This window comes from Streptomyces sp. NPDC015139, assembly GCF_043079785.1.
Lineage (GTDB): Bacteria > Actinomycetota > Actinomycetes > Streptomycetales > Streptomycetaceae > Streptomyces > Streptomyces albidocamelliae.
On record NZ_JBIBUW010000004.1, the window covers coordinates 210935 to 234443 of the forward strand.

Below are 23509 nucleotides of genomic sequence, written 5' to 3' on the forward strand. Positions count from 1 at the left end.
AATGCAAAATCTCGTATAGAATTCCATGGTCCCCGCCCGTCGCACCCCTGGAGCGCCCCCATGGCGACAGTCCCGACCGCCCTCGCCGGCCGCCACTTCCTCAAGGAGCTCGACTTCACCGAGGAAGAGTTCCGCGGCCTGGTCGAGCTGGCCGCCGAGCTGAAGGCGGCCAAGCGGGCGGGCGCCGAGACGCCGTACCTGCGGGGGAAGAACATCGCGCTGGTCTTCGAGAAGACCTCGACACGCACCCGCTGCGCGTTCGAGGTCGCCGCCGCCGACCAGGGTGCCCACACCACCTACCTCGACCCCGTGGGCTCGCAGATCGGGCACAAGGAGTCCGTCAAGGACACCGCGCGCGTCCTCGGCCGGATGTTCGACGGTATCGAATACCGCGGGGACAGCCAGGCCAAGCTGGAGGAGCTGGCCGCGTTCGCCGGGGTGCCCGTGTTCAACGGTCTCACCGACGACTGGCACCCCACCCAGATGCTCGCCGACGTGCTCACCATGACCGAGCACAGCGACAAGCCGCTGCCGGACATCGCCTTCGCGTACCTGGGGGACGCCCGCTTCAACATGGGCAACTCCTACCTGATCACCGGCGCGCTGCTCGGCATGGACGTCCGGATCGTCGCCCCCCGGGCCTACTGGCCGGCCGAGGAGGTCGTCGCCCGGGCGCGCAAGCTGGCCGAGGCCGGCGGCGCCCGGATCACCCTCACCGAGGACGTCACCGAGGGTGTCGCGGGCGCCGACTTCGTCGCCACCGACGTCTGGGTCTCGATGGGCGAGCCCAAGGAGGTGTGGGGCGAGCGGATCAGAGCCCTCGCGCCCTACGCCGTGACCATGGACGTCCTGCGCGCCACCGGCAACCCGGACGTGAAGTTCCTGCACTGCCTGCCGGCCTTCCACGACCTGGGCACCAAGGTCGGGCAGGAGATCCACGAAGCCTACGGACTGCGGTCCCTGGAGGTGACGGACGAGGTCTTCGAGTCCGCGCACTCCGTCGTCTTCGACGAGGCCGAGAACCGTCTGCACACCATCAAGGCGGTGCTGGTCGCCACCCTCGCCTGACCCGCCCCCTCGCAGCCTTGCCCTCCGGGGCTCACCAGGCCTTATCCTGACCGGCGGCCCGGAGCCACCCCTCTTCCGGTGCCACCGCCGCGACCGTACGACGGTCGCCCGCACCACCAGAAACGAGCACCACCCGCAATGCCCGCACCCCGCATCAAATCCCCCCACCTGCTGGTCGCCGAGTCCGGCGCCGACCGCGAAGGACACGGCCTCAAGCGCACGATGGGCCTCTTCCAGCTCATCTGCTTCGGCGTCGGCGCCATCGTCGGCACCGGCATCTTCGTCGGCCTCTCCGACTCCGTCGCGCAGGCCGGTCCCGCCGTCGTCGTCTCCTACGTCCTCGCCGCGATCACCTGCGTCTTCACCGCCTTCTCCTTCGCGGAGCTGGGCGGCGCGATCCCGGTCTCCGGCTCCTCGTACTCCTTCGCCTACGCCGGCCTCGGCGAGTCCTCCGCCTTCCTGGTCGGCTGGTGCCTGCTGCTGGAGTACGGCATCTCGATCTCGGCGGTCGCCGTCGGCTGGAGCCAGTACGTCAACGAACTGCTGCACAGCCTCACCGGCCTCCAGCTGCCGACCGCGCTGTCCGCGGGCCCGGGCGACGGCGGGATCGTGAACCTCCCGGCCGTGATCGTCATCGCCATGGCCTCCGTGCTGCTGGTGCGCGGGGTGCGGGAGAGCGCCCGGGCGACCGCCGCCATGGCCGCCGTGAAGCTGGTCATCCTGCTGGCCTTCTGCGCCATCGGCTACAGCGCCTTCAAGGACGGCAACCTCACCCCGTTCTCCCCGGCCGGCCTCGGCGGCATCGGCGCGGGCACCACCGCCGCGTTCTTCTCCTACATCGGCTTCGACGCGATCACCACCGCCGGCGAGGAGGCCAAGAACCCGCGCCGGGACATCCCCGTGGCGATCATGGTCTGCATGGGTCTGGTCACCCTGCTGTACTGCGCGGTCGCGGTCGCCGCGATCGGTGCCGTCGGCAGCGACGAGGTGGCCGGCCGTCCGGCCGCGCTGTCGTACGTCGTCAACGCGGTCACCGGCTCCACCATCGGCGGCGGGGTCATCGCCTTCGGCGCGGTCGTCGCCATCGCCTCCGTGGTGCTCGCCGTGATGTACGGCCAGACCCGCATCCTGATGTCGATGTCCCGGGACGGCCTGATCCCGCGCGTCTTCGAGAAGGTCTCGCCGAAGACCTCCACGCCGGTCGCCGGCACGCTGATCGTCGCGGTCGTCTTCGCGCTCCCGGCGGCCTTCGCCTCCCTCGACGCCGTGATGAACCTGTGCACCATCGGCACGCTGGCCATCATGGCCGTCGTCAACGTCGTGGTCATCGCCCTGCGCCGCCGCGAACCCGGCCTCACCCGCAGCTTCCGGGTGCCGCTCTACCCCGTCGGCCCGCTGCTCGGCGTCGCCTTCTGCCTGTACCTGATGTACGAGACGGGCTGGCGGACCTGGCTCCAGTTCGCCGTGTTCCTCGCGGTGGGCCTGCTGGTCTACGTCGCCTACGGGCGCCGGCACTCCACGCTGGGCCGCACGGCCGCCGGGGTCACGCCGGACGACGCTGAGCGGGAATTGCAGGCAGTCTGAACCACACCGCCTTGCCCGACGGGGTGGGGCGGTGACCGCAGGACTGGCTGAGGGCGCGGATGAGCAGGAGACCGCGCCCGCCCTCCTGCCAGGGGTCGGGCTCCTCGATCACCGGCCGGGTGAGATGACCGGGCGGCGCCGGGTCCGGGTCGTGCACCTCGACCTGGCAGCCGGTCGGGGCCAGCTCCACCACCAGCTCTATCGGCCCGCGCCCGGCGGTGTGCTCCACCGCGTTGGCCACCAGCTCGGCCGTCAGCAGCTCGGCGGTGTCGCAGTCGGCAGGGTGCTCCACCTCGGAGATGGCCGTGCGCACGAGGGCGCGCGCCACCGGCACGGCCGCCGCGGTGTGCGGCAGTGCGATGCGCCAGGAGGCCGATCCGGCGGGGCGTTCGTGCAAGGCGAGTCCGTTCATGGAGCAGGCTGTCCTGCTTTCGACTGTAGGAATGGTACGGGCCCGGCCACGAGGACCGTCGACGGGCTTCGCCCGGGACCGAGGCCCCGGTACCGAGCGGCTTACCCCGCCGAACGGTCCGCCTCGCACCGCGGTGCCCACTGTTACGGCGCTGTCGAGGAGCGGTGACGCCTGTGACCGGATCCGGCCGAGGGACGCGCGGTTGTCGCGTGCCCGTGACGACAGTCACAAACAGGTGATAGCTTCATGAGGTGGAGCACCGTGAGGCACCGCCCGCCGCTGTGTGAGGCACCGCCGCCCTAGGAGGCCGCACGTCATGAGTCCCTTCACCGGATCCGCCGCCCGCACCTCCGACTGGGAGCATCTGCGGGTCGGGATCGCCGACGGAGTCGCCACCGTCACCCTGGCCCGCCCCGACCGGCTCAACGCGCTCACCTTCGGCGCCTACGCCGACCTGCGCGACCTGCTGGCCGAGCTGTCCCGGGAGCGCGCCGTACGCGCCCTCGTCCTGACCGGCGAGGGACGGGGCTTCTGCTCCGGCGGCGACGTCGACGAGATCATCGGCGCCACCCTGTCCATGGACACCGCCCAGCTGCTCGACTTCAACCGGATGACCGGCCAGGTGGTGCGGGCCGTCCGGGAGTGCCCGTTCCCGGTGATCGCCGCCGTGCACGGGGTCGCGGCGGGCGCCGGAGCCGTCCTCGCCCTCGCCGCCGACTTCCGGGTGGCGGACCCCTCCGCCCGCTTCGCCTTCCTCTTCACCCGCGTCGGCCTGTCCGGCGGCGACATGGGCGCCGCCTACCTGCTGCCGCGGGTCGTCGGCCTCGGCCACGCCACCCGCCTGCTCATGCTCGGCGAACCGGTCCGCGCCCCGGAGGCGGAGCGCATCGGGCTGATCAGCGAGCTGGCCGACGAGGGCCGGGCGGACGAGGCGGCCCGCGAGCTCGCCCGCCGGCTGGCCGACGGCCCGGCACTGGCGTACGCCCAGACCAAGGCGCTGCTGACCGCCGAGCTGGACATGCCCCTCGCGGCCTCGATCGAGCTCGACGCCGCCACCCAGGCGCTGCTGATGAACGGCGAGGACTACGCCGAGTTCCACGCGGCCTTCACCGAGAAGCGCCCGCCGAAGTGGCGGGGGCGGTGACCGTGGCGGCCCAGGGGAGGAACGAACGGGCGCGGCGCATCGCCGTCGTCGGCGGCGGCCCGGGCGGCCTGTACGCGGCCGCCCTGCTGAAACGCCTCGACCCCGAACGGGACGTCACCGTCTGGGAGCGCAACGCCCCGGACGAGACCTTCGGCTTCGGCGTGGTCCTGTCCGACGAGACCCTCGGCGGCATCGAACACGCCGACCCCGTGGTCTACGCGGCCCTTCAGGAGGACTTCGTCCGCTGGGACGACATCGACATCGTCCACCGGGGCACCCGGCACACCTCCGGGGGGCACGGATTCGCCGCACTCGGCCGGCGCCGGCTGCTGGAGATCCTGCACGAACGCTGCCGCTCCCTCGGTGTGCGGATCCACTTCCGCACCCGGGCCCCGGCCCTGGAGCGGCTCGCCGCCGACCACGACCTCGTCGTCGCGGCCGACGGCGTGCACAGCGCCATCCGCGAGGCCCGCGCCGAGGCCTTCGGCCCGCGCGTGACCGAACACCGCTGCCGCTACATCTGGCTCGCCGCCGACTTCGCCCTCGACGCCTTCCGCTTCGAGATCGCCGAGACCGAGCACGGCGTCATGCAGCTGCACGGCTACCCCTACGCGGCCGACGCCTCCACCGTCATCGTCGAGATGCGCGAGGAGGTCTGGCGGGCGGCCGGCTTCGACGAACTCGGCGCGCCCGAATCGATCGAGCGCTGCGCCAAGATCTTCGCCGACGCGTTGCGCGGCCGGCCCCTGCGCTCCAACAACTCCGCCTGGACGACCTTCCGCACCGTGGTCAACGGCCACTGGTCGCAGGGCAACGTCGTCCTCCTCGGGGACGCCGCCCACACCGCCCACTTCTCCATCGGCTCCGGCACCAAGCTCGCCGTGGAGGACGCGCTGGCCCTGGCCGCGTGCCTGGAGGAACAGCCGGACGTGCCGAGCGCGCTCGCCGCCTACGAGGAGGAGCGCAGGCCCGTCGTGGCCTCCACCCAGCGGGCCGCCCGGGCCAGCCTGGAGTGGTTCGAGAACCTGGGGCTGTACCTGGACCAGCCGCCCCGCCAGTTCGCCTTCAACCTGCTCACCCGCAGCCGCCGCGTCACCCACGACAACCTCCGGCTGCGCGACGCGCACTTCACCGAGTCCGTCGAGCGCGAGTTCGGCTGCCCGCCCGGCACACCTCCGATGTTCACCCCGTTCCGGCTGCGCGGACTGACCCTGCGCAACCGGGTGGTGGTCTCGCCGATGGACATGTACTCCGCCACCGACGGCGTGCCCGGCGACTTCCACCTCGTCCACCTGGGCGCCCGCGCGCTCGGCGGCGCCGGCCTGGTGATGACCGAGATGGTCTGCGTGAGCGAGGAGGGCCGCATCACCCCGGGCTGCGCCGGCCTCTACACCGGCCGGCAGGCCGAGGCGTGGCGGCGGATCACCGACTTCGTGCACACCGGGGCGCCCGGCACCGCGATCGGTGTGCAGCTCGGGCACTCCGGCCGCAAGGGCTCCACGAAGCTGATGTGGGAGGGCATGGACGAGCCGCTCCCGGACGGCAACTGGCCGCTCGTCGCCGCCTCCCCGCTGCCCTACAAGCCGGGCGGCCAGACCCCGCGCCACCTCTCCCGGGCCCAGCTCACCGACATCCGCGAGCAGTTCGCCTCGGCCGCCTGGCGGGCCGCGCGGGCCGGCTTCGACCTGCTCGAACTGCACTGTGCCCACGGCTACCTGCTCTCCGGATTCCTCTCTCCGCTCACCAACCGGCGCACGGACGCCTACGGCGGCTCGCTGGAGAAGCGGCTGAGATTCCCGCTGGAGGTCTTCGACGCCGTGCGCGCGGTGTGGCCGGCGGAACGGCCGATGACCGTCCGCATCTCGGCCACGGACTGGGCGGAGGGCGGCACCACCGCCGAGGACGCCGTAGGCATCGCCCGGGCCTTCGCCGCGCACGGCGCCGACGCCATCGACGTCTCCACCGGGCAGGTGGTGACCGAGGAGCGGCCGGAGTTCGGGCGGTCGTACCAGACGCCGTTCGCCGACCGCATCCGGCACGAGGTCCGCGTCCCGGTGGTCGCGGTCGGCGCGATCTCCTCGTGGGACGACGTCAACTCCCTGATCCTGGCCGGGCGTACGGACCTGTGCGCGCTGGCACGCCCGCATCTGTACGACCCGCACTGGACCCTGCACGCGGCGGCCGAGCAGGGGTACGAGGGCCCCGGCGCGCCATGGCCCGACCCCTACCGCGCGGGCAGCAGGCGCCCGCAGACCGGCCGTACCGACGCCCCCAAGCCCCGTCTTTCCCTCGGTGACTGAGGTCCGTCGTTAGGTCACACCCCTTCCACGCGATTCGCACCGTTTCTGAACCGTCCGTTTCCGGTCAGCTGGCTAGGTTCTTTCGAGCCCTGCCGAAGACGGAAGAGACCGGGACCGCCATGAGTGACACCACACCCCTGCCCGAGCACCACGGCTACGACTACGGACAGCCGGTGGCGCCCGCCCCGCAGGGGCCGGCGGACCCGTACCGGTCCGCCGGCGCCGGCCGGGAACGCCGTCGTGACGGCTCCGGCACCCGGCGCACCGCACTGGTCATCCACACGGTCGCCGACGTCGCCGCGGCCTTCCTCGGGCTGTGGATCCTGCTCCACCTGCTGGAGGCCAACCACGCGAACGTCTTCGTGCGGTTCGTGCAGGACGTCGCCGACGCGCTCGCCTGGTGGTCGCAGGACATCTTCACCATGGACACCGAGAACCTGCGGGTGCTCCTGAACTACGGGCTGCCCGCGGTGGTCTACCTCCTGGCCGGACACGGCATCGCGGCACGGCTGCGCCGCTTCTGAGGCTCACACCCCCGCGGATCACGCCCCCGCGAACCGCGCGCCCGCGTCCCGCAGCCGCTCGTGCAGGGCCGTGAAGACCTCCGCCGAGTGGACGCCCGGCCAGTCGGCGGGCAGCAGGTGGGTGGGCAGGCCCGGGTCGGTGTAGGGCAGGTGGCGCCAGGAGTCCAGGGCGAGGAGGTAGTCCCGGTAGGCCTCCTCGGGCGGGGTGTCCGGGCGGTGCTCCCAGGCGTGCAGCACCGGGGCGTGCACGTCCAGGAAGCGCTCGTGCTCCTTGGCGATCGCGGCCAGGTCCCACCAGCGGGCGACCGACTCGGCCGTGGGTGCGAAGCCCAGGTGCTCGCCGCGGAAGAAGTCGACGTACGGGTCCAGGTGCAGACGGCGCAGGGCGTGCCGGGTCTCCTCGTACAGGCGGGCCGGCGCGATCCACACGCCCGGGGCCGCCGTGCCGAAGCCGAGCCCCGCCAGCCGGGACCGCAGCACATGCCGCTTCTGGCGTTCCGACTCGGGGACGGAGAAGACCGCGAGCACCCAGCCCTCGTCCCGCGGCGCCGCCGTCGCGTAGATGCGGCGGTCGCCGTCCTCCAGCAACTGGCGTGCCTCCGGCGAGAGTTCGTACCCGGCCGCGCCGGACGCCGTACGCGCGGGCAGCAGCAGGCCGCGGCGCTTGAGCCGGGACACCGAGGAGCGCACGGAGGGGGCGTCCACCCCCACCGCGGCGAGCAGCCGGATCAGCTCGGCGACGGGCACCGGGCCGGGCATGAAGCGGCCGTACGCGCCGTAGAGCGTGACGATGAGGGACCTGGGGGCGTGCTGGTCGGACACGTTGATCATGTTAAGTCGTCGGTGTCATGGCCGGTCACCCCGGCCGCGCAGCCGGAACCGCTGCAGCTTGCCGGTGGCCGTGCGGGGGAGCGAGTCGAGGAAGACGAACTCGCGCGGGCACTTGTAGGGCGCCAGTTCCGCGGTGAGGAAGGCGCGGAGCGCCTCGGGATCGCGTGCGGCCCCGTCACGCAGGACGGCGTACGCCACCGCCACCTGGCCGCGTGCCTCGTCGGGGCGGCCCACCACCGCGGTCTCCACCACGTCCGGGTGGCGCAGCAGCGCGTCCTCCACCTCCGGTCCGGCGATGTTGTACCCGGCCGAGATGATCATGTCGTCGGCGCGTGCCACGTAGCGGAAGTAGCCGTCGGGCTCGCGGACGTAGGTGTCCCCGGTGATGTTCCAGCCGTCGCGCACGTACTCGCGCTGGCGCGGGTCGGCCAGGTAACGGCAGCCGACCGGGCCGCGCACCGCCAGCAGGCCGGGCTCGCCGTCGGCCACCGGCGCCCCGGCCGCGTCCTGCACGCGCGCCTGCCAGCCCGGCACCGGCAGGCCCGTCGTGCCGGGTCTGATGTGCTCGTCCGCGGCGGAGATGAAGATGTGCAGCAGTTCCGTCGCGCCGATGCCGTTGATGACGCGCAGGCCCGTGCGTTCCTGCCAGGCCCGCCAGGTGGCCGCGGGCAGGTTCTCGCCCGCCGACACGCACCGCCGCAGGGAGGAGACGTCGTGGCCGTCCAGCTGGTCCAGCATCGCCCGGTACGCCGTCGGGGCGGTGAACAGGACCGAGACCCGGTGCTCGGCGATCGCCGGGAGCAGCTGCCGGGGTCCGGCCTGTTCCAGCAGCAGGGTGCTCGCGCCCGCCCGCATCGGGAAGACCAGCAGACCGCCGAGGCCGAAGGTGAAGCCGAGCGGGGGACTGCCGGTGAACACGTCGTCCGCGTGGGGGCGCAGCACGTGCCGGGAGAAGGTGTCGGCGATCGCGAGCACGTCCCGGTGGAAGTGCATGCAGCCTTTCGGACGGCCCGTGGTGCCGGAGGTGAAGGCGATCAGGGCGACGTCGTCGGCCGCGGTGTCGACCGCCGGGAAGGGCGCGTCGGGCGCCGGACGGCGCAGCAGGTCGTCGGGTGCGTCGCCGCCGAAGGTCGCGATCCGCAGCCCGGGTATCTCGGCCTTCGCCAGGTCGTCCACCGACCGGATGTCGCACAGCGCGTGCCGGATCCGGGCGATCCCGCAGATCGTCGACAGCTCGTGCGGGCGCTGCTGGGCCAGCACGGTGACCGCGACCGCGCCCGCCCGCAGCACGGCCAGCCAGCAGGCCGCGAGCCAGGGTGTGGTGGGGCCGCGCAGCAGCACCCGGTTGCCCGGGACCACGCCCAGGTCGCCGGTGAGCACATGGGCGATCCGGTCGACGTGCCCGCGCAGCTCGCCGTACGTCCAGACGGTCCCGGCCGGCGTGCGGAGGACCGGGCGGTCCGCGGCGCCGCCTGCCAGTAGTTCGGTGGCGCAGTTCAGCCGGTCGGGGTAGTTCAGCTCCGGCAGGTCGAACCGCAGCTCGGGCCACTCGTCCGGCGGGGGCAGATGGTCGCGCGCGAAGGTGTCGACGTGGGCGGAGAGGTGCATGGCGGTTCGCCCCCTTGCCGTGACAGGCGTCGAGTCGGGCGTCGTGGTGGCACCGGCGTCCTGGTGGGATCGCGGTTCGAGCGTATCGTGTTGGTGACGGCAGTCAACTGTGCGCGATAACGTCGCTTCGGGACGGACGGGAGGAGGCCGCCGCGGCCGCCTCCGCAGGGCCGGGCGCGCCGTGGTGGGCGCGGCCCGGAAGGTGACGGGACCGCCGTGCCGGCCGTCCCCGGAAGGGAGGTCCGGCAGTGCCCGCATTCTCACTCGAACCGGAGCAGATCGCCTGGTGCGCCGAGCTGCGCACCCTGGCCGCCGAACGGCTGCGCCCGCTCGCCGACAAGGGCGAACCGGGCCGCGTCAACCGGCCGCTCCTCGTCGAGCTCGGGCAACTCGGCCTGCTGGGGCGGCTGTTCAGCTCCGGCGCGCTCGATCTGTGCCTGATGCGCGAATCCCTCGCCCAGGCCTGCACCGAGGCCGAGACCGCCCTCGCCCTCCAGGGGCTCGGCGCCCATCCGGTGCACGCCCACGGCACCCCCGCCCAGCGCGAGCGCTGGCTGCCCGGTGTCGCGCGGGGCGGCGCGGTGGCGGCCTTCGCGCTGAGCGAGCCCGGGGCCGGCTCGGACGCGGCCGCGCTGTCCCTGGCGGCCGAGGAGGACGGCACCGGCGGCTGGCGGCTCACCGGCGCCAAGTGCTGGATCTCCAACGCCCCCGAGGCCGACTTCTACACCGTCTTCGCCCGTACTACGGCCGGTGCCGGAGCACGCGGGGTGACCGCCTTCCTGGTCCCGGCGGACCGGCCCGGACTCACCGGCACCGCACTGGAGATGATCTCCCCGCACCCCATCGGCGCCCTCGACTTCGACGGCGTGCCCGTCACCGCCGACGACGTCCTCGGCGAGGTCGACCGCGGCTTCACCGTCGCCATGGGCACGCTCAACCTCTTCCGGCCCAGCGTCGGCGCCTTCGCGGTCGGCATGGCCCAGGCGGCCCTCGACGCCACCCTCGGCCACACCCGCCGGCGCGAGGCGTTCGGCGGCACCCTGGCGGATCTCCAGGCGGTGTCCCACCAGGTCGCCGAGATGGCCCTGCGCACGGAGGCGGCCCGGCTGATGGTCTACGCGGCGGCGACGGCGTACGACGAGGGCGCCGACGACGTCCCGGGGCGCGCCGCGATGGCCAAGCTGCTCGCCACCGAGACCGCGCAGTACGTCGTCGACACCGCCGTCCAGCTGCACGGCGCCCGCGCCCTGCGCCGCGGCCACCTCCTCGAACACCTCTACCGCGAGGTGCGCGCGCCCCGCGTCTACGAGGGCGCCAGCGAGGTCCAGCGGGGCATCATCGCCAAGGAGCTCTACGCCGCGACCCACGACCGGGAGACCCGATGACGACCGAGCGCGTCAACCCGCCCGAACTGTCCCCGCCCACGGGCTTCTCCCACGCGGTCGTCGCGACCGGCTCCCGCGTGGTGTTCCTCGCGGGGCAGACCGCCCTCGACACCGACGGCAAGATCACCGGCGACACGCTGCCCGAGCAGTTCGAGAAGGCGCTCGGCAACCTCCTCGGCGCCCTGCGCGCGGCCGGCGGCACCCCCGCCGACCTGGCCCGCGTCACCGTGTACGCCACGGACGTGGCCGACTACCGCGCCCGGGCCCGCGAACTCGGCCGCCTCTGGCGGGACTCGGCGGGCCGGGACTATCCCGCGATGGCGGTCGTGGAGGTCGTACGGCTGTGGGACGAGCGGGCGCTGGTGGAGCTCGACGGGTTCGCCGTGCTGCCGTAGGGCACGCCGGTCAGGCGGCCGGCGCGAGCCGCTGCGCGGGCACCCGGCACCGCGGGACCACGCTGCCGTCCGGGTGGAGCTCCCCGCTGTCGTCGAAGACGATCGAGCCGTCGCACAGCAGCGTCCAGCCCTGCTCGGGGTGGGCGGCCACGGGGTGCCGGTGGGCGGGGGCGGAGGACGAGGAGAGGGGAGTCGGGTGGGAGCACATGGCGCACCTCCACATCGGATGCGGGGGACCGGCGGATCCGGTCCGCGCCCTGCATGCCTAGACCATGCCCCCGCCGTGAACGCCCCGGAACCGCCCGCGGTGAAGCGTGACAACACGCGGACAACTACCGCACGGTTCCATGACGCGCCACCGATGGGGTGAGGATCACGGGCCTCGGCACGGCCGCCCGGTACCAGTGGGATCCCCACCCCCACGGAACCGGGAGACGACCCCATGCCCGTACGTCCCGTCCTCCTCGCGGCCCTCACCGCCGCCCTGCTCTGCACCGCCGCCGGACCGGCCGGCGCGGATGCCTCCGAGACCGTCACCGTCGACCCCGTCGGCCGGATCGCGCCGGACGGCCGCGTCACCCTGTCCGGCACCTACCGCTGCACACCGGGCACCGGGCCGGTGTTCGTCGGCTCCTCGCTCAGCCAGGAGGACCCGCGCGTCAAGCACGGCATCGGCGGCAGCGGCGCCCGCTGCGACGGCGCCGAGCACCGCTGGCAGAACTCCGGCACCGTCTCCTCGGAGGCGCTCACGGCGGGGCCGGCCCATGTGCAGGCCACCCTCATGGAACTTCGCCCCATGGGCATCGTCCCGCTGCCGGCCTTCCACGCGGTCACCGACCAGGACATCACGCTCGCCCAGGACTGAACGCGCACGCCCGGCCCGGCCGGTGCCCGGCTCCGTTCAGGGCCGGGCCGGGCCGGGCTCCCGGTCCGGCGGGGCGTTCCTGCGGCGGGTGGGGGCGGGGGAGCGGTCGCCGTCCGGCCGCTGGAGGGCGGCCACGAACTTGTAGCGGGAGCCGCGGTACACCGAGCGCACCCACTCCACCGGGGTGCCCTCCGCGTCCCGTGAGTGCCGGGACAGCAGCAGCATCGGCAACCCCACGTCGGTGGCGAGGAGTTGTGCCTCGCGCGGGGTGGAGAGCGAGGTCTCGATGGTCTCGTCGGCCTCGGCGAGGTGGACGCCGTACACGTCGGCGAGCGCCGTGTAGAGGGAGGGGCAGCCGGCCAGGGAGCGGCGCAGCCCGGGGAAGCGCCGAGCCGACAGATGGGTCGTCTCGATCGCCATCGGGGCGCCGCCGGCCAGTCGCAGCCGCTCGATGCGCAGCACCCGCCCGCCGATCGCGATGCCGAGCAGCCCCGCGAGCTTCTCGTCCGCCGGGATCTCCCCGATGTCCAGCGTCCGCGAGGCCGGCGTGAGCCCCTGGGCGCGCATGTCCTCGGTGTGCGAGGTCAGCTGGAGCGTGCGGTACAGCTTGGGCTGCGACACGAAGGTGCCCTTGCCCTGGATCCGGTCCAGGCGGCCCTCGCCCACGAGTTCCTGCAGCGCCTGCCGGACGGTGGTCCGCGAGGTGCCGAACCGGACGGCGAGCAGGCGTTCCGCGGGCATGGCCTCACCGGGGACGAGGGTCTCGGCCATGGCGAGGAGCTGCTGCTTGATCCGGTAGTACTTCGGCACGCGCGCGATGCGGCCGGGCGCTCCGCCGCGTGGCTGGGCGCCGCTGACGTCCGTGGTCATGCCTGCCTTCCCGGCTGTGTCGATGGGCTCCCGTTATAGCGACCAACTGCCCTATGGTCTAGTCCAACTGAACGCTTCGGGCGAAGATCGGGCGAAGGGGACGGACGCGCTCCGATGACGTTCTCGTAACGGCCGTAATCGGCTTCCCTGACCACCCTTGACACCCCGAAAGGTCTAGGCCAAGCTCCGGGGTACTGGTCTACACCATTAGTGACCAGGCCCGAGCCCTACGTGCAACAGCGTCGTACGCAGGTCACCGCCGAGGGCGTGGGGGGTTAGTGGCATCCCTGAGGAGGGTGGCGTGAAGCGCAAGCTTGCTGCCGCGATCGTGATCGCGGGCATGATGGTCTCCGTCTCGGCGTGTGGTGGCGACGACGGCAAGGACAGTGGCAAGGACGCGGGGCCGGCGAGCTGGAAGGGCCAGACGCTCACCGTCTGGACGATGGACGGTTCCGCGCCACCGCAGTGGACCAAGGACGTCCAGGCCGCCTTCGCGAAGAAGACCGGCGCCAAGGTGAAGTTCGAGATCCAGAAGTGGGACGGGATCCAGCAGAAGATCACCACCGCCCTCTCCGAGTCGACCCCGCCGGACGTCATCGAGGTGGGCAACACCCAGACGCCCGCCTACGCGGTCACCGGCGGCCTCGCCGAACTGGGCGACCTCAAGCAGGAGATCGGCGCCGACTGGACCCAGTCGGTCTCCCAGTCCTCCGTCTACGACGGCAAGCAGTACGCCGCCCCGTGGTACTTCGCCAACCGTGTCGTCATCTACAACAAGAAGATCTGGGCGAAGGCCGGCATCAAGGACACCCCCAAGACCCGGGACGAGTTCTTCAAGGACCTTCAGGCCATCGGCAAGAAGACCGACGCCGAGCCGATCTACCTGCCCGGCCAGAACTGGTACTTCTTCGACGGCCTGACCATCGGCCAGGGCGCCGACCTGGTGAAGAAGGACGGCGACAAGTACGTCTCCAACCTCGGCGACCCCAAGGTGAGCGCCGCCATGGAGATCTACAAGAAGTACGCCTCCTACTCCAAGGCCCCCAAGGACAAGGACGAGGCCACCCCGCAGCAGGCCACCGTCTTCGCCAAGGGCAAGACCGGCGCCATCATCGGCATGGGATGGGAGGCCGGTACGGCCATCCAGGCCAACAAGGCCATCGAGAAGGACCTCGGCTACTTCACCATCCCGGGCGAGACGGCCGACAAGCCCGAGGGCGTCTTCCTCGGCGGCTCCAACCTCGCGGTCGCCCAGAACAGCAAGAAGCAGTCCCTGGCCAAGGAGTTCCTGAAGATCGCCCTCTCCGACCAGTTCGAGGGCCAGCTCGCCAAGCTCAACGGCGTCATCCCGAACAAGGAGTCCCTGGAGAGCAACCTCAAGGGCAACGGCGCCGCCGAGGCCGCCGCCCCGGGTGCCGCGGCCGGCGGCACCACCCCGCTGATCCCCGAGTGGGCCGCGGTGGAGAACACCCCGAACCCGATCAAGTCCTACATGACCGCGGTGCTCAACGGTAAGTCCCCGGCGGACGCCGCCAAGCAGGTCGAGGGCGAGATCAACAAGCGCCTGGCCCAGAAGAACTAGACCCCGCGCCGGGGGTGCCGCACGGGCACCCCCGGCACACCTGTGCCGTGCGGACGGCCGCCGGTGCCGTGCGCGCGGCCGGGCAAGTCGTCCGTACGGCCACGGAAGAGATGGCAACTCATGTCAGTGCAGACCGAAGGCACGGACACGGCCGGGGAGCCCGCTGTCCGCAAGGCCCGGGTGCCGGCGCCGCCGCGAGGTGAGGACCGCACCTCCCGGGCGCCCTCCCGCCGGGGCGTCGCCGCCCCCTATCTGCTCCTGCTGCCCGCGCTGCTGGCCACCGCGGTCCTGCTCGGCTGGCCCCTGGTCAAGAACGGCATGCTGTCGTTCCAGAACCTCAACCCGCGGCAGCTCATCCAGCACCTCACCGAGTGGACCGGTTTCGACAACTACCGGGACGTCCTGACCGAGTCGGAGTTCTGGCACGTCGCCGAGCGCTCGGTCTTCTTCACCGCCGCCAACGTCGTCCTGATCATGGGGCTCGGCACCCTGGTGGGACTGCTGCTGGCGCGCCTCGGCAAGAAGATGCGGCTGCTGCTCCTTGTGGGCCTCGTCCTCGCCTGGGCCATGCCCGTCATCGCGGCCACCACCGTCTACCAGTGGCTGTTCGCGCAGCGCTTCGGCGTCGTCAACTGGGTGCTGGACAAGCTCGGCTGGCACTCCATGGCCGACCACAACTGGCTGGCGACCCAGTTCTCCACGTTCGCCGTGGTCACCCTGCTGATCGTCTGGCAGTCGGTCCCCTTCGTGGCGATCAACCTCTACGCCGCCACCACCACCATCCCCCGGGAACTGTACGAGGCCGCCGCGCTGGACGGCGCGGACACCTGGAAGAGCTTCACCTCGGTGACCCTGCCCTTCCTGCGGCCGTTCCTCTACGCGACGACGTTCCTCGAAGTGATCTGGGTCTTCAAGTCGTTCGCCCAGATCTTCGCGCTCAACGAGGGCGGCCCGGACCACCTCACCGAGACGCTGCCGATCTACGCCTACGTCGAGGGCGTCGGCAACCAGCACTTCGGGGTCGGCGCGGCGATCTCCTTCCTGACCATCCTGGTCCTGATCGCGCTCACCTCGTACTACCTGCGCATGGTGCTCAAGCAAGAGGAGGACGAGCTGTGAAGCGTTCCGCCTTCGGCCGTCTGTGGCCCAACGCGACCGCCGTCGTCCTCTTCGTCGGCTTCGTGTTCCCCGTCTACTGGATGTTCGCCACGGCCTTCAAGCCGGCCGGCGACATCATCGCCGACGACCCGGTGTGGTTCCCGACCGACGTCACCCTCGACCACTTCGAGAAGGCCGTCGACGCCGACAACTTCTGGACGCTGGTCGCGAACTCGGTCACCGTCACCGTGCTGTCGGTGGTGTTCTCGCTCGTCATCGCCCTGCTGGCGGCCTTCGCCCTCACGCGGATGCGGTTCAAAGGGCGGCGCGGACTCATCGTGACCTTCATGCTGGCGCAGATGGCCCCCTGGGAGGTCATGATCATCGCCATCTACATGATCGTCCGTGACAACGACATGCTCGACAGCCTCGTCCCGCTCACCGTCTTCTACACGATGATGGTGCTCCCGCTGACCATCCTGACGCTGCGCGGCTACGTCGCGGCCGTGCCGAAGGAGCTGGAGGAGTCGGCGATGGTCGACGGCTGCAACCGCCTCCAGGCCTTCGTCAAGGTGATCTTCCCGCTGCTCGCGCCGGGACTGATGGCGACCTCGCTGTTCGGCTTCATCACCGCCTGGAACGAGTTCCCGCTGGTCCTGATCCTCAACAAGGCGAACGAGAAGCAGACCCTGCCGCTGTGGCTCTCGCAGTTCCGCACCGCCTTCGGTGACGACTGGGGTGCCACCATGGCCGCCTCGTCCTTGTTCTCGCTGCCCATCCTGATCCTCTTCATCTTCCTGCAACGCAAGGCTGTCAGCGGTCTGACCGACGGCGCCGTGAAGGGATGACGCCCCCGATGACCACACTCGCCACCGGCCCGGACACCCTCACCCGGGACGCCCTCGCGGTGCTGCAGCCGGGGTTCGACGGCACCACCGCGCCCGACTGGGTGCGCCGCCGCCTCGGTGAAGGCCTCGCCTCCGTCGCCCTGTTCGGCCGCAACGTTGTCAGCGAGGCTCAAGTCACCTCCCTGACCGCCCAGTTGCGGGGCGAACGGGACGACCTGCTCATCGCCATCGACGAGGAGAGCGGCGACGTCACCCGCCTCGACGTGCGCACCGGCTCCTCCTTCCCCGGCAACCACGCCCTCGGCGCCGTCGACGACTTGGACCTCACCCGCGCCGTCTCCCGCGAGCTGGGCCGCCGCCTGGCCGCCTGCGGCGTCAACTTCGACTGGGCGCCGTCCGCCGACGTCAACGCCAACCCCGACAACCCCGTCATCGGCGTCCGCTCCTTCGGCGCGAGCACCGACCTGGTCGCCCGGCACACCGCGGCCTGGGTGGAGGGCCTGCAGTCCACCGGCGTCGCCGCCTGCACCAAGCACTTCCCCGGGCACGGCGACACCAACGTCGACTCCCACCACGCCGTCCCGCGCATCGACGTCGACGCCGAGACCCTCTACGCCCGCGAACTGCCGCCCTTCCGGGCCGCGATCGCCGCCGGCACCCGGGCCGTCATGAGCGCCCACATCCTGGTGCCCGCCCTCGACCCGGACCGCCCCGGCACCCTCTCCCGGCGCGTCCTCACCGACCTGCTGCGCGGCGAACTCGGCTACCAGGGCCTGATCGTCACCGACGGCATGGAGATGCGGGCGATATCCGGCACCTACGGCCTGGCGCACGGGGTGGTCCTGGCGATCGCGGCCGGCGCCGACGCCATCTGCGTGGGCGGCGGCCTGTGCGACGAGGGCACCGTGCTCACCCTGCGGGACGCGCTCGTGGCCGCCGTACGCTCCGGCGAACTGCCCGAGGAGCGGCTGGCCGACGCCGCCGCCCGGGTGCGCGACCTCGCCGCCTGGACCGCCGCGGCCCGCGGCGACGCGGAGAAGACCGCACCCGACCCGGAGATCGGCCTGGTCGCGGCCCGCCGCGCCCTGACCGTGACCCGCGCCGGCGCCGCCGCACCCGTCGGCGGACCGGTGTACGTCGCCCAGTTCAACCCGGCCCCCAACATCGCCGTAGGCGACCAGACCCCGTGGGGTGTGGCCGCCGAACTGGGCCGGCTGCTGCCCGGCAGCACGTCCGGCTCCTTCTCCGGCCCCGACGCGGGCAAGGCCGTGCTCGCCGAGGCCGACGGCCGCCGGATCGTCGCCGTGGTGCGCGACGAGCACCGGCACGACTGGATGGGCTCCGCCCTCGACACCCTGCTCGACGCCCGGCCCGACACCGTCGTGGTCGAGATGGGCCTGCCGCAGGCCCCGCCGCGCGGTGCCCCGCACATCGCCACGTACGGCGCCGCCCGCGTCTGCGGCGTGGCGGCGGCCGAGGCCGTCGTCGCCGGCTGACCGTCCGGCTCCCGGCCGCCCGCTCCTCCTCCCCGCGGGCGGCCGGTACTCACCCCCGCCGAATCCGGCGGTCCCGCACACCCCCGCCGAATCCGGCGGTTCCTCCTGCCCTGGCGCATGCCACCGGCACATGTCTCACGCACGACCCGAAGGTGCCCGACCAACACCCCGGAGTGATCGCATGCAGACGTCCTTCCCCCGCCTCCACCGGGCGGCCACCGACCGCCCCTACTTCAGCGCCGACGGCGAGACCTACTTCGCCCCGACACCCCTGCGTGACATCGAGAAGACCCGGCCCCTCAAGGTGCTGTCCGCGGCGGACTTCGCCTTCTGGCAGCGCTACGGCTACGTCGTCGTGCGCGAGGCCATCACCCCCGGCGAGGCCAAGGGCCTGCTGGACTTCGCCTGGCAGTTCCAGGGCCTCGACCCCGACCGCCCGGAAACCTGGTACGAGGCACCGGAGTTCCGTTCCGAGCTGGACCGGCACCTCTACATCTACGGCTTCGTCGAGGCCTACCACCACCAGCTGATCTGGGACAGCCGCCAGACGCACCGCGTCCACGACGCCTTCGCGGACATCTGGGACTGCGAGGAACTGTGGGTCACCCTGGACCGGCTCAACCTCAACCCGCCCAACGTACGCACCCGTTCGCGCTCCCACATCGAGCCCACCGACGAGGGCTTCGACATCGAGCTGCACTGGGACGTCGACACCACCCTCACCGTGCTCCCGCAGCGCGTCCAGGGCATCATCGCGCTGAACGACACCCGGCCCGAACTCGGCGGCTTCCAGTGCGCCCCCGAGCTCTTCCGCCGGTTCGAGGAGTGGCGCCTCGGCCGGCCGCCCGGCCGCGACCCGGTCCGTCCCGGCACCGACCGCGACGAGTTCCCGGTCGTCCGCCCCGAACTCCAGGCCGGCGACCTGCTGATCTTCAACGGCCTGCTCGCGCACGGCGTGGCGCCCAACCTCTCCGACAACGGTGTCAGGGCCGTCCAGTACCTGTCGATGATGCCCGCGCTGGAGGAACACACCGCGCTGCGCGACTCCCGCGTGCACTCCTGGCGCACCCTGGCCACCCCCGACTGGAACGGCACCCTCCTCGGCGACGCCCGTGAACCGGAGGCCCTCCGCTACGGCCCGGCCGCGCTCAGCGGGCTCGGCAGGAAGCTGCTCGGACTGGACTCCTGGGCCGCCGTGGAAGAGGCCCAGTGAACCGCATCTGCCTCTGCCTGCCCACCGACCGGGCCTGCTCCGCCACCCTCACCGCCGTCCACGAGGAGGCCGCCCACGCCGCCCGCGACAACGGCGCGGACGTCCAGCTGCTCATCCTCGACTCCTCCGACGACCGCACCCGCGCCGAGCACACCCGCATCGTCGCCGGACTCCGCCCCGTGCCCGGCGTCACCGTCCACCACCTCGACGAGTCCGCCCAGCGCGCCTTCCTGCGCCGGGCCGTGGAACGCGCCGGACCGCCCGAGCCCGAGCGCCTGCTGCGCCTGATGCTGCCGCCCGCCGTCTCCTACGGCGCCTGCACCAACCGCGCCTTCCTGCTGGCCGCCGCCCTCGGCTGCTCCTCGCTGCACCGCCGCGACTCCGACAGCGCCTACCAACTCCACGACGGACGGCCGGTGTTCCCCGTCCACCACGAGCTGCCCTGGCTCGGCCGCCCCGCCGCCGAGGCCGCGGCCGGCGGGCTGCGCACCGACCTCGACCCCGCCGACGCGCACCGCCCGGTGTCGCTCGCCGGCGCTTCCTTCATCGGCGAACTCTCCGTGGACATCGCGGAGATACGGCACCTGGACGAGGGGATCTACCACGACGTGGTAAGTCTGTGGGCGCCCGGCGACTGGCCGGAGGAACGCACCCGGCACCTGGTGGAGGAGTCCTTCACCGGCGCGGGGACGGCACCGTTCACCGGCGACCGGGCGACCCTCACCCGGGTCGACCCCATGCGCGTCGACATGTGCAACGTCGCCTTCGACCGGGCGGTGTACGAGCGGACGCCGCTGCCCCCCGCCACCGACACCATCGGCAGCGACTACTTCCTGCTCCACCTGGTCCACGACGCCGGCCTGCCCGGCATCCTGCACAACCGGCACATCGAGAACTTCCACACCCCCGAACGCCGTACCGACAGCGGGTTCCACGCCTACCAGCGGCGGTTCGTGAAGTTCCTGCTCTCGATGCTCTACTTCCACCACGTCTACGACCGCATGGCCGCCGAGGGCGCCGCACTGCTCGACGAGCGGCACCGGGTGCGGCCCGGGACGATCACCGCCCTGGTCCGCGAGAGCGCGGGCCTGGACCGCGCGGAGAACGTCCGGCGCCTGGACCGCGTCGACACCGCCTACCGCAAACTGGGCGGCCGGTACGCGCTCTTCGCCGAGCGGCTCGCGGCCGAACGGGACCGGCTGCTCGACGAGGCCGAGTCGGACATCGAGGACTACGCGCACCTGACCGAAGCCTGGCCGGCCCTCGTGGAAGCGGTCCGCACATGAGCGCCCCGCACCCGACGGCCCGGCAGCAGACCGCCTCCACGGGCGACCGCATCGTCTACGACCTCATCGGCATGGAGCGGCAGTACGACTCCCTGCGGGCCGAACTGCCCGGCGCGGACATCCGCTTCGCCCTCAAGGCCTGCCCGGTCGACGAGGTCCTGCACTGCCTGGCCGCCCGCGGCGCGGGATTCGACGCGGCGAGCCCCACCGAGATCGCCCAGGCACTGCGCACCGGCACCCCCGCCGGCCGCGTCCACTACGGCAACACCGTCAAGTCCGACCACGACATCGCCGAAGCCCACCGCCTGGGCGTCCGCACCTTCGCCACCGACAGCGTTGAGGACGTCACCGCGATCGCCCGGCACGCCCCCGGCACCCGGGTGTTCTGCCGCCTCGCCACCAGCGGCGAGGGCGCCCTGTGGGGACTGAACCGCAAGTTCGGCTGCGCACCGGACGACGCCGTCCGCGTGCTGGCCACGGCCCGTGCCGCCGGTCTGACCCCGGCCGGCCTCTCCGTGCACGTCGGCTCCCAGCAGATGACCGGCGAGGCCTGGCAGCGGGCCTTCGACACCCTCGCCGGGACACTGACGGAGCTCGCCGCGCACGGGATCGTGCCCGACCACGTCAACCTCGGCGGCGGCCTGCCCGCGCTCGGCTACCGGGACCGCCGCGGCAACGCCCTCGAACCGCCCCTCGACAAGATCTTCGCCGTCCTGCGCGAGGGGGTCGAGCGCCTGCGCGGCCTCACGCCCGCACCCCTGGACGTCGTCCTGGAACCCGGCCGCCACCTGGTCGCCGACCACGGCGTCGTCCACGCCCATGTCTCCCGGCTCACCCGGCGCAGGCAGCCCGACGGCACCGACGCCCACTGGCTGTACCTCAGCTGCGGCAAGTACAACGGCCTGTACGAGATGGACCAGGTCACGCACCGCCTCGTCTTCCCCGGCCGGTCCGAGGCCGAGGAGCACGTCCCCGCGATCGTCGCGGGACCGACCTGCGACAGCGACGACGCCTACGGCGGCGGCCGGCATCCGGTGCGCGTGCCCCGTGCCCTCGCCTCCGGCGACCCGGTCCGCATCCTCTCCGCCGGCGCCTACGCCACCAGCTACATGACCCAGGGGTTCAACGGCGTCCACCCGCTGCCGGCCGTCTGCACACGCGGCACCGGCGGGCGCACGGACCCCCGACGAACGGCACTGACATGAACCACACCCTGCGCATACGGGGCATCGCCGAGACCGACTGGCCCCGGCTGGTGGCCCTGGAGACGGAGGCGTACGCCGACCTCTCCCTCGCCGAGGGCGAGGAGTCACTGCGCTCCCGCGCCCGGGCCTCGGCCGGCACCTGCTTCGTCCTCGACCTCGACGGCGGGATCGCGGGCTACGTCCTCGCCCTGCCCTACCCCCGGCTCCGCTGCCCCGATCTGAGCCGCCCCGAACGGGTCGTCCACCACTCGGCCAACCTCCACCTGCACGACCTCGTCGTCAGCGCGCCGCTGCGCCGAAGAGGACTCGGCACCCGGCTCGTACGCCATCTGAGCGGCGTCGCCCGTGCCCGCGGCTTCGCGACGACGTCGCTCGTCGCGGTCGCCGGCAAGGAGCGGTTCTGGCAGGGCCACGGCTACCGGCCCCACCACGAGGCCCACCTCCCACCGGGCTACGGCGCGGACGCCGTCTACATGTCGGCACAGGTGGCCGCGGCCCGGCCCGACGAAGCCCGGAGAGCGGTCTGATGCCCGGACACCCCACCCCTGCCGGCACGCCCGCGTTCGCCCGCGCCAAATGGTCCATCGCGGCGCTGTTCTGCTTCCTCGGCTTCCAGTACGGCACCTGGATCTCCCGCCTCCCGGCGCTGCGGACCCGGCTGGACCTCGGCGCCGGCGAGGTGGGCCTGCTGCTGATGGCCTGCGGGGCGGGCGCGGCGGCCTCGTTCCCGCTCGTCGCCGTCCTGATGCGCCGGCTCGGCTCCCGGCGGCTGTCCCTCGTCTCCGCCCTGTGCCTCGTCGGCGTCCTGGCCGCGCTGCCCGCCGTACCGGACTACCCTTCGGCCCTCCTCGCCGTGTGCGCCGACGGTGTCGCGGTCGGCTGCCTCAACGTCGCGATGAACGCCCAGGGCGCCGCGCTGGAGAAGGCCCACGACCGCACCGCCATGTCCCAGCTGCACGCCACGTTCAGCGCCGGCCTGCTCGCGGCGGCCCTGCTGACCTCCGGCGCGACCACGCTGACCGCGTCCGTCCCGGCCCACTTCGCGGTGGCCGGCGCCCTGTTGCTGCTCCTGCTCGCCGCCGGCCGCCCGGCCCTGCTGACGGACCCGGGCACCCCGCCGGCCGGACCGGCCGGACCGAAGCGGCGACGCCGGCTCGTGCCGCCCTCCGCCGCGACCCTGCTCCTGGGCTGCGCCATGGCGTTCGGCACGATCACCGAGGGCGCCATGAACGACTGGTCCACGCTGTATCTGCGGGACGTCGTCGAGGCGTCCGCGACGGTGGCCCCCCTGGGCATCGCCGTCGTCTCCGTGACGATGCTGCTGGCCCGGGCGTGCGCCGACCGCTGGCGCACCCGCTGGGGCGACGGCCGTGTGGTCCGCACGGGCAGCGCCGTGGCCGCCGCCGGACTGGGCCTCGCGCTGCTCGCCGGGGGAGTGGTGCCCACCCTCCTCGGTTTCGCCTGTGTCGGCCTCGGCGCCGCCGCCATCACCCCGTGCGTGTACGTCGCCGCGGCCGAACGCGGCCCGGACGCCCTGGCCCTGGTCGCGGCGACGGGCACCACGGGCCTCCTGGCCGGACCCGCCCTCATCGGGTTCGTCGCGGCCGCGGCGAACCTGACGCTGGGCATGGCCACGGTGGCGGCCTCGGCCCTCGTCGTCACGCTGACCGCCCTGTGGATACCGTGGCGGGGGGGGGGGCCGGGGGGGGGGGCCCCCCCCCCGGGCCGCCCCCGCCCGGGGGGGCCCCCGCCCGGGCGGCCCGCGCCAGCCCGCCCCCCGCGGGAGGGGCGCGCG

General features: G+C 72.7%; 22 protein-coding genes. 17 read left to right on the forward strand and 5 right to left on the reverse strand.

All coding sequences use genetic code 11. The features are described from left to right. The first annotated feature begins 60 nt into the window (after positions 1 to 60). Both argF and ACF08B_RS13290 read left to right on the forward strand, forming a co-directional pair. The gene (gene argF, locus ACF08B_RS13285; RefSeq protein WP_093473968.1) at positions 61 to 1068 is read left to right on the forward strand and encodes an ornithine carbamoyltransferase; all 1008 of its coding nucleotides are present in this window, start codon (positions 61 to 63) and stop codon (positions 1066 to 1068) included. Positions 1069 to 1206: 138 nt separating this feature from the next. Beyond that, a complete protein-coding gene (locus tag ACF08B_RS13290; RefSeq protein WP_093473966.1) occupies positions 1207 to 2652 on the forward strand; it encodes an amino acid permease in 1446 nt (481 codons plus the stop codon). On the opposite strand, the gene ACF08B_RS13295 is transcribed toward ACF08B_RS13290, so the two are convergent. Further along, on the reverse strand, positions 2612 to 3064 hold the full coding sequence (locus tag ACF08B_RS13295; RefSeq protein WP_392317428.1) for an ATP-binding protein: 453 nt from the start codon (positions 3062 to 3064) through the stop codon (positions 2612 to 2614). The genes ACF08B_RS13290 and ACF08B_RS13295 overlap by 41 nt on opposite strands. A 316-nt stretch (positions 3065 to 3380) precedes the next feature. On the opposite strand from ACF08B_RS13295, the gene ACF08B_RS13300 reads away from it, so the two are divergent. From ACF08B_RS13300 to ACF08B_RS13310, 3 genes are all read left to right on the forward strand, one after another. Then, the gene (locus ACF08B_RS13300; protein WP_392317429.1) at positions 3381 to 4208 is read left to right on the forward strand and encodes an enoyl-CoA hydratase family protein; all 828 of its coding nucleotides are present in this window, start codon (positions 3381 to 3383) and stop codon (positions 4206 to 4208) included. Next, positions 4193 to 6508: a bifunctional salicylyl-CoA 5-hydroxylase/oxidoreductase gene (locus tag ACF08B_RS13305; RefSeq protein WP_392317430.1), complete on the forward strand. Its 2316-nt coding sequence runs from the start codon at positions 4193 to 4195 to the stop codon at positions 6506 to 6508. Before ACF08B_RS13300 ends, ACF08B_RS13305 begins: the two co-directional genes overlap by 16 nt. Before the next feature lie 119 nt (positions 6509 to 6627). Beyond that, positions 6628 to 7032 carry a hypothetical protein gene (locus ACF08B_RS13310; RefSeq protein WP_392317431.1) on the forward strand — a complete coding sequence of 135 codons (405 nt, stop codon included), beginning with the start codon at positions 6628 to 6630 and terminating at the stop codon, positions 7030 to 7032. A gap of 18 nt (positions 7033 to 7050) precedes the next feature. Here ACF08B_RS13310 and ACF08B_RS13315 read toward each other — a convergent pair whose 3' ends face one another. Then, positions 7051 to 7863 carry a PaaX family transcriptional regulator C-terminal domain-containing protein gene (locus tag ACF08B_RS13315; RefSeq protein ID WP_392317432.1) on the reverse strand — a complete coding sequence of 271 codons (813 nt, stop codon included), beginning with the start codon at positions 7861 to 7863 and terminating at the stop codon, positions 7051 to 7053. 15 nt (positions 7864 to 7878) lie between these two features. Further along, a complete protein-coding gene (locus ACF08B_RS13320) occupies positions 7879 to 9639 on the reverse strand; it encodes an AMP-binding protein (protein WP_392317721.1) in 1761 nt (586 codons plus the stop codon). An 80-nt stretch (positions 9640 to 9719) separates the two neighbouring features. Here ACF08B_RS13320 and ACF08B_RS13325 point away from each other — a divergent pair, with 80 nt between their 5' ends. Both ACF08B_RS13325 and ACF08B_RS13330 read left to right on the forward strand, forming a co-directional pair. Next, positions 9720 to 10856, forward strand: coding sequence for an acyl-CoA dehydrogenase family protein (locus tag ACF08B_RS13325; RefSeq protein ID WP_392317433.1), 1137 nt, complete (start codon positions 9720 to 9722; stop codon positions 10854 to 10856). Beyond that, positions 10853 to 11251, forward strand: a complete 399-nt coding sequence (locus ACF08B_RS13330) for a RidA family protein (protein ID WP_093473954.1) — start codon at positions 10853 to 10855, stop codon at positions 11249 to 11251. The genes ACF08B_RS13325 and ACF08B_RS13330 overlap by 4 nt, the downstream gene beginning before the upstream one ends. A gap of 10 nt (positions 11252 to 11261) precedes the next feature. Here the strand turns inward: ACF08B_RS13330 and ACF08B_RS13335 are convergent, their stop codons facing one another. Further along, entirely contained in the window at positions 11262 to 11459 is a 198-nt protein-coding gene (locus tag ACF08B_RS13335; RefSeq protein WP_392317434.1) for a DUF5999 family protein, read from the reverse strand. A 234-nt stretch (positions 11460 to 11693) separates the two neighbouring features. Between ACF08B_RS13335 and ACF08B_RS13340 the strand changes: the two genes are divergently transcribed. After that, positions 11694 to 12116: a DUF6299 family protein gene (locus ACF08B_RS13340; RefSeq protein ID WP_392317435.1), complete on the forward strand. Its 423-nt coding sequence runs from the start codon at positions 11694 to 11696 to the stop codon at positions 12114 to 12116. 36 nt (positions 12117 to 12152) lie between these two features. Here the strand turns inward: ACF08B_RS13340 and ACF08B_RS13345 are convergent, their stop codons facing one another. Next, positions 12153 to 12986, reverse strand: coding sequence for a GntR family transcriptional regulator (locus ACF08B_RS13345; RefSeq protein WP_392317436.1), 834 nt, complete (start codon positions 12984 to 12986; stop codon positions 12153 to 12155). Between the two features lie 301 nt (positions 12987 to 13287). Here ACF08B_RS13345 and ACF08B_RS13350 point away from each other — a divergent pair, with 301 nt between their 5' ends. From ACF08B_RS13350 to ACF08B_RS13390, 9 genes are all read left to right on the forward strand, one after another. After that, complete coding sequence (locus tag ACF08B_RS13350; RefSeq protein WP_392317437.1) at positions 13288 to 14568, forward strand: extracellular solute-binding protein; 1281 nt, start codon at positions 13288 to 13290, stop codon at positions 14566 to 14568. A 120-nt stretch (positions 14569 to 14688) separates the two neighbouring features. Next, positions 14689 to 15687: a carbohydrate ABC transporter permease gene (locus tag ACF08B_RS13355; protein WP_392317438.1), complete on the forward strand. Its 999-nt coding sequence runs from the start codon at positions 14689 to 14691 to the stop codon at positions 15685 to 15687. After that, positions 15684 to 16514 (forward strand): carbohydrate ABC transporter permease, encoded by an 831-nt coding sequence (locus tag ACF08B_RS13360; protein ID WP_392317439.1) that lies wholly within the window; start codon positions 15684 to 15686, stop codon positions 16512 to 16514. Before ACF08B_RS13355 ends, ACF08B_RS13360 begins: the two co-directional genes overlap by 4 nt. 8 nt (positions 16515 to 16522) lie before the next feature. Continuing rightward, a complete protein-coding gene (locus tag ACF08B_RS13365; RefSeq protein ID WP_392317440.1) occupies positions 16523 to 18010 on the forward strand; it encodes a glycoside hydrolase family 3 protein in 1488 nt (495 codons plus the stop codon). Between the two features lie 181 nt (positions 18011 to 18191). Continuing rightward, positions 18192 to 19223: a phytanoyl-CoA dioxygenase family protein gene (locus ACF08B_RS13370; RefSeq protein ID WP_392317441.1), complete on the forward strand. Its 1032-nt coding sequence runs from the start codon at positions 18192 to 18194 to the stop codon at positions 19221 to 19223. Continuing rightward, a complete protein-coding gene (locus ACF08B_RS13375; protein WP_392317442.1) occupies positions 19220 to 20509 on the forward strand; it encodes a DUF6271 family protein in 1290 nt (429 codons plus the stop codon). Before ACF08B_RS13370 ends, ACF08B_RS13375 begins: the two co-directional genes overlap by 4 nt. Further along, on the forward strand, positions 20506 to 21714 hold the full coding sequence (locus ACF08B_RS13380) for a type III PLP-dependent enzyme (RefSeq protein ID WP_392317443.1): 1209 nt from the start codon (positions 20506 to 20508) through the stop codon (positions 21712 to 21714). The genes ACF08B_RS13375 and ACF08B_RS13380 overlap by 4 nt, the downstream gene beginning before the upstream one ends. Then, a complete protein-coding gene (locus tag ACF08B_RS13385) occupies positions 21711 to 22241 on the forward strand; it encodes a GNAT family N-acetyltransferase (protein WP_392317444.1) in 531 nt (176 codons plus the stop codon). The genes ACF08B_RS13380 and ACF08B_RS13385 overlap by 4 nt, the downstream gene beginning before the upstream one ends. Further along, on the forward strand, positions 22241 to 23509 hold a 1269-nt coding region (locus tag ACF08B_RS13390), incomplete at its 3' end, for an MFS transporter (protein WP_392317445.1). The genes ACF08B_RS13385 and ACF08B_RS13390, both read left to right, overlap by 1 nt.

Coding starts and splice junctions, on each gene's coding strand:
- ACF08B_RS13340 (WP_392317435.1), top strand. CDS start 11,694: ATGCCCGTACGTCCCGTCCTCCTCGCGGCCCTCACCGCCGCCCTGCTC.
- ACF08B_RS13380 (WP_392317443.1), top strand. CDS start 20,506: ATGAGCGCCCCGCACCCGACGGCCCGGCAGCAGACCGCCTCCACGGGC.
- ACF08B_RS13365 (WP_392317440.1), top strand. CDS start 16,523: ATGACCACACTCGCCACCGGCCCGGACACCCTCACCCGGGACGCCCTC.
- ACF08B_RS13315 (WP_392317432.1), bottom strand. CDS start 7,863: ATGATCAACGTGTCCGACCAGCACGCCCCCAGGTCCCTCATCGTCACG.
- ACF08B_RS13335 (WP_392317434.1), bottom strand. CDS start 11,459: ATGTGCTCCCACCCGACTCCCCTCTCCTCGTCCTCCGCCCCCGCCCAC.
- ACF08B_RS13345 (WP_392317436.1), bottom strand. CDS start 12,986: ATGACCACGGACGTCAGCGGCGCCCAGCCACGCGGCGGAGCGCCCGGC.
- ACF08B_RS13295 (WP_392317428.1), bottom strand. CDS start 3,064: ATGAACGGACTCGCCTTGCACGAACGCCCCGCCGGATCGGCCTCCTGG.
- argF (WP_093473968.1), top strand. CDS start 61: ATGGCGACAGTCCCGACCGCCCTCGCCGGCCGCCACTTCCTCAAGGAG.
- ACF08B_RS13310 (WP_392317431.1), top strand. CDS start 6,628: ATGAGTGACACCACACCCCTGCCCGAGCACCACGGCTACGACTACGGA.
- ACF08B_RS13300 (WP_392317429.1), top strand. CDS start 3,381: ATGAGTCCCTTCACCGGATCCGCCGCCCGCACCTCCGACTGGGAGCAT.
- ACF08B_RS13330 (WP_093473954.1), top strand. CDS start 10,853: ATGACGACCGAGCGCGTCAACCCGCCCGAACTGTCCCCGCCCACGGGC.
- ACF08B_RS13370 (WP_392317441.1), top strand. CDS start 18,192: ATGCAGACGTCCTTCCCCCGCCTCCACCGGGCGGCCACCGACCGCCCC.
- ACF08B_RS13290 (WP_093473966.1), top strand. CDS start 1,207: ATGCCCGCACCCCGCATCAAATCCCCCCACCTGCTGGTCGCCGAGTCC.
- ACF08B_RS13355 (WP_392317438.1), top strand. CDS start 14,689: ATGTCAGTGCAGACCGAAGGCACGGACACGGCCGGGGAGCCCGCTGTC.
- ACF08B_RS13385 (WP_392317444.1), top strand. CDS start 21,711: ATGAACCACACCCTGCGCATACGGGGCATCGCCGAGACCGACTGGCCC.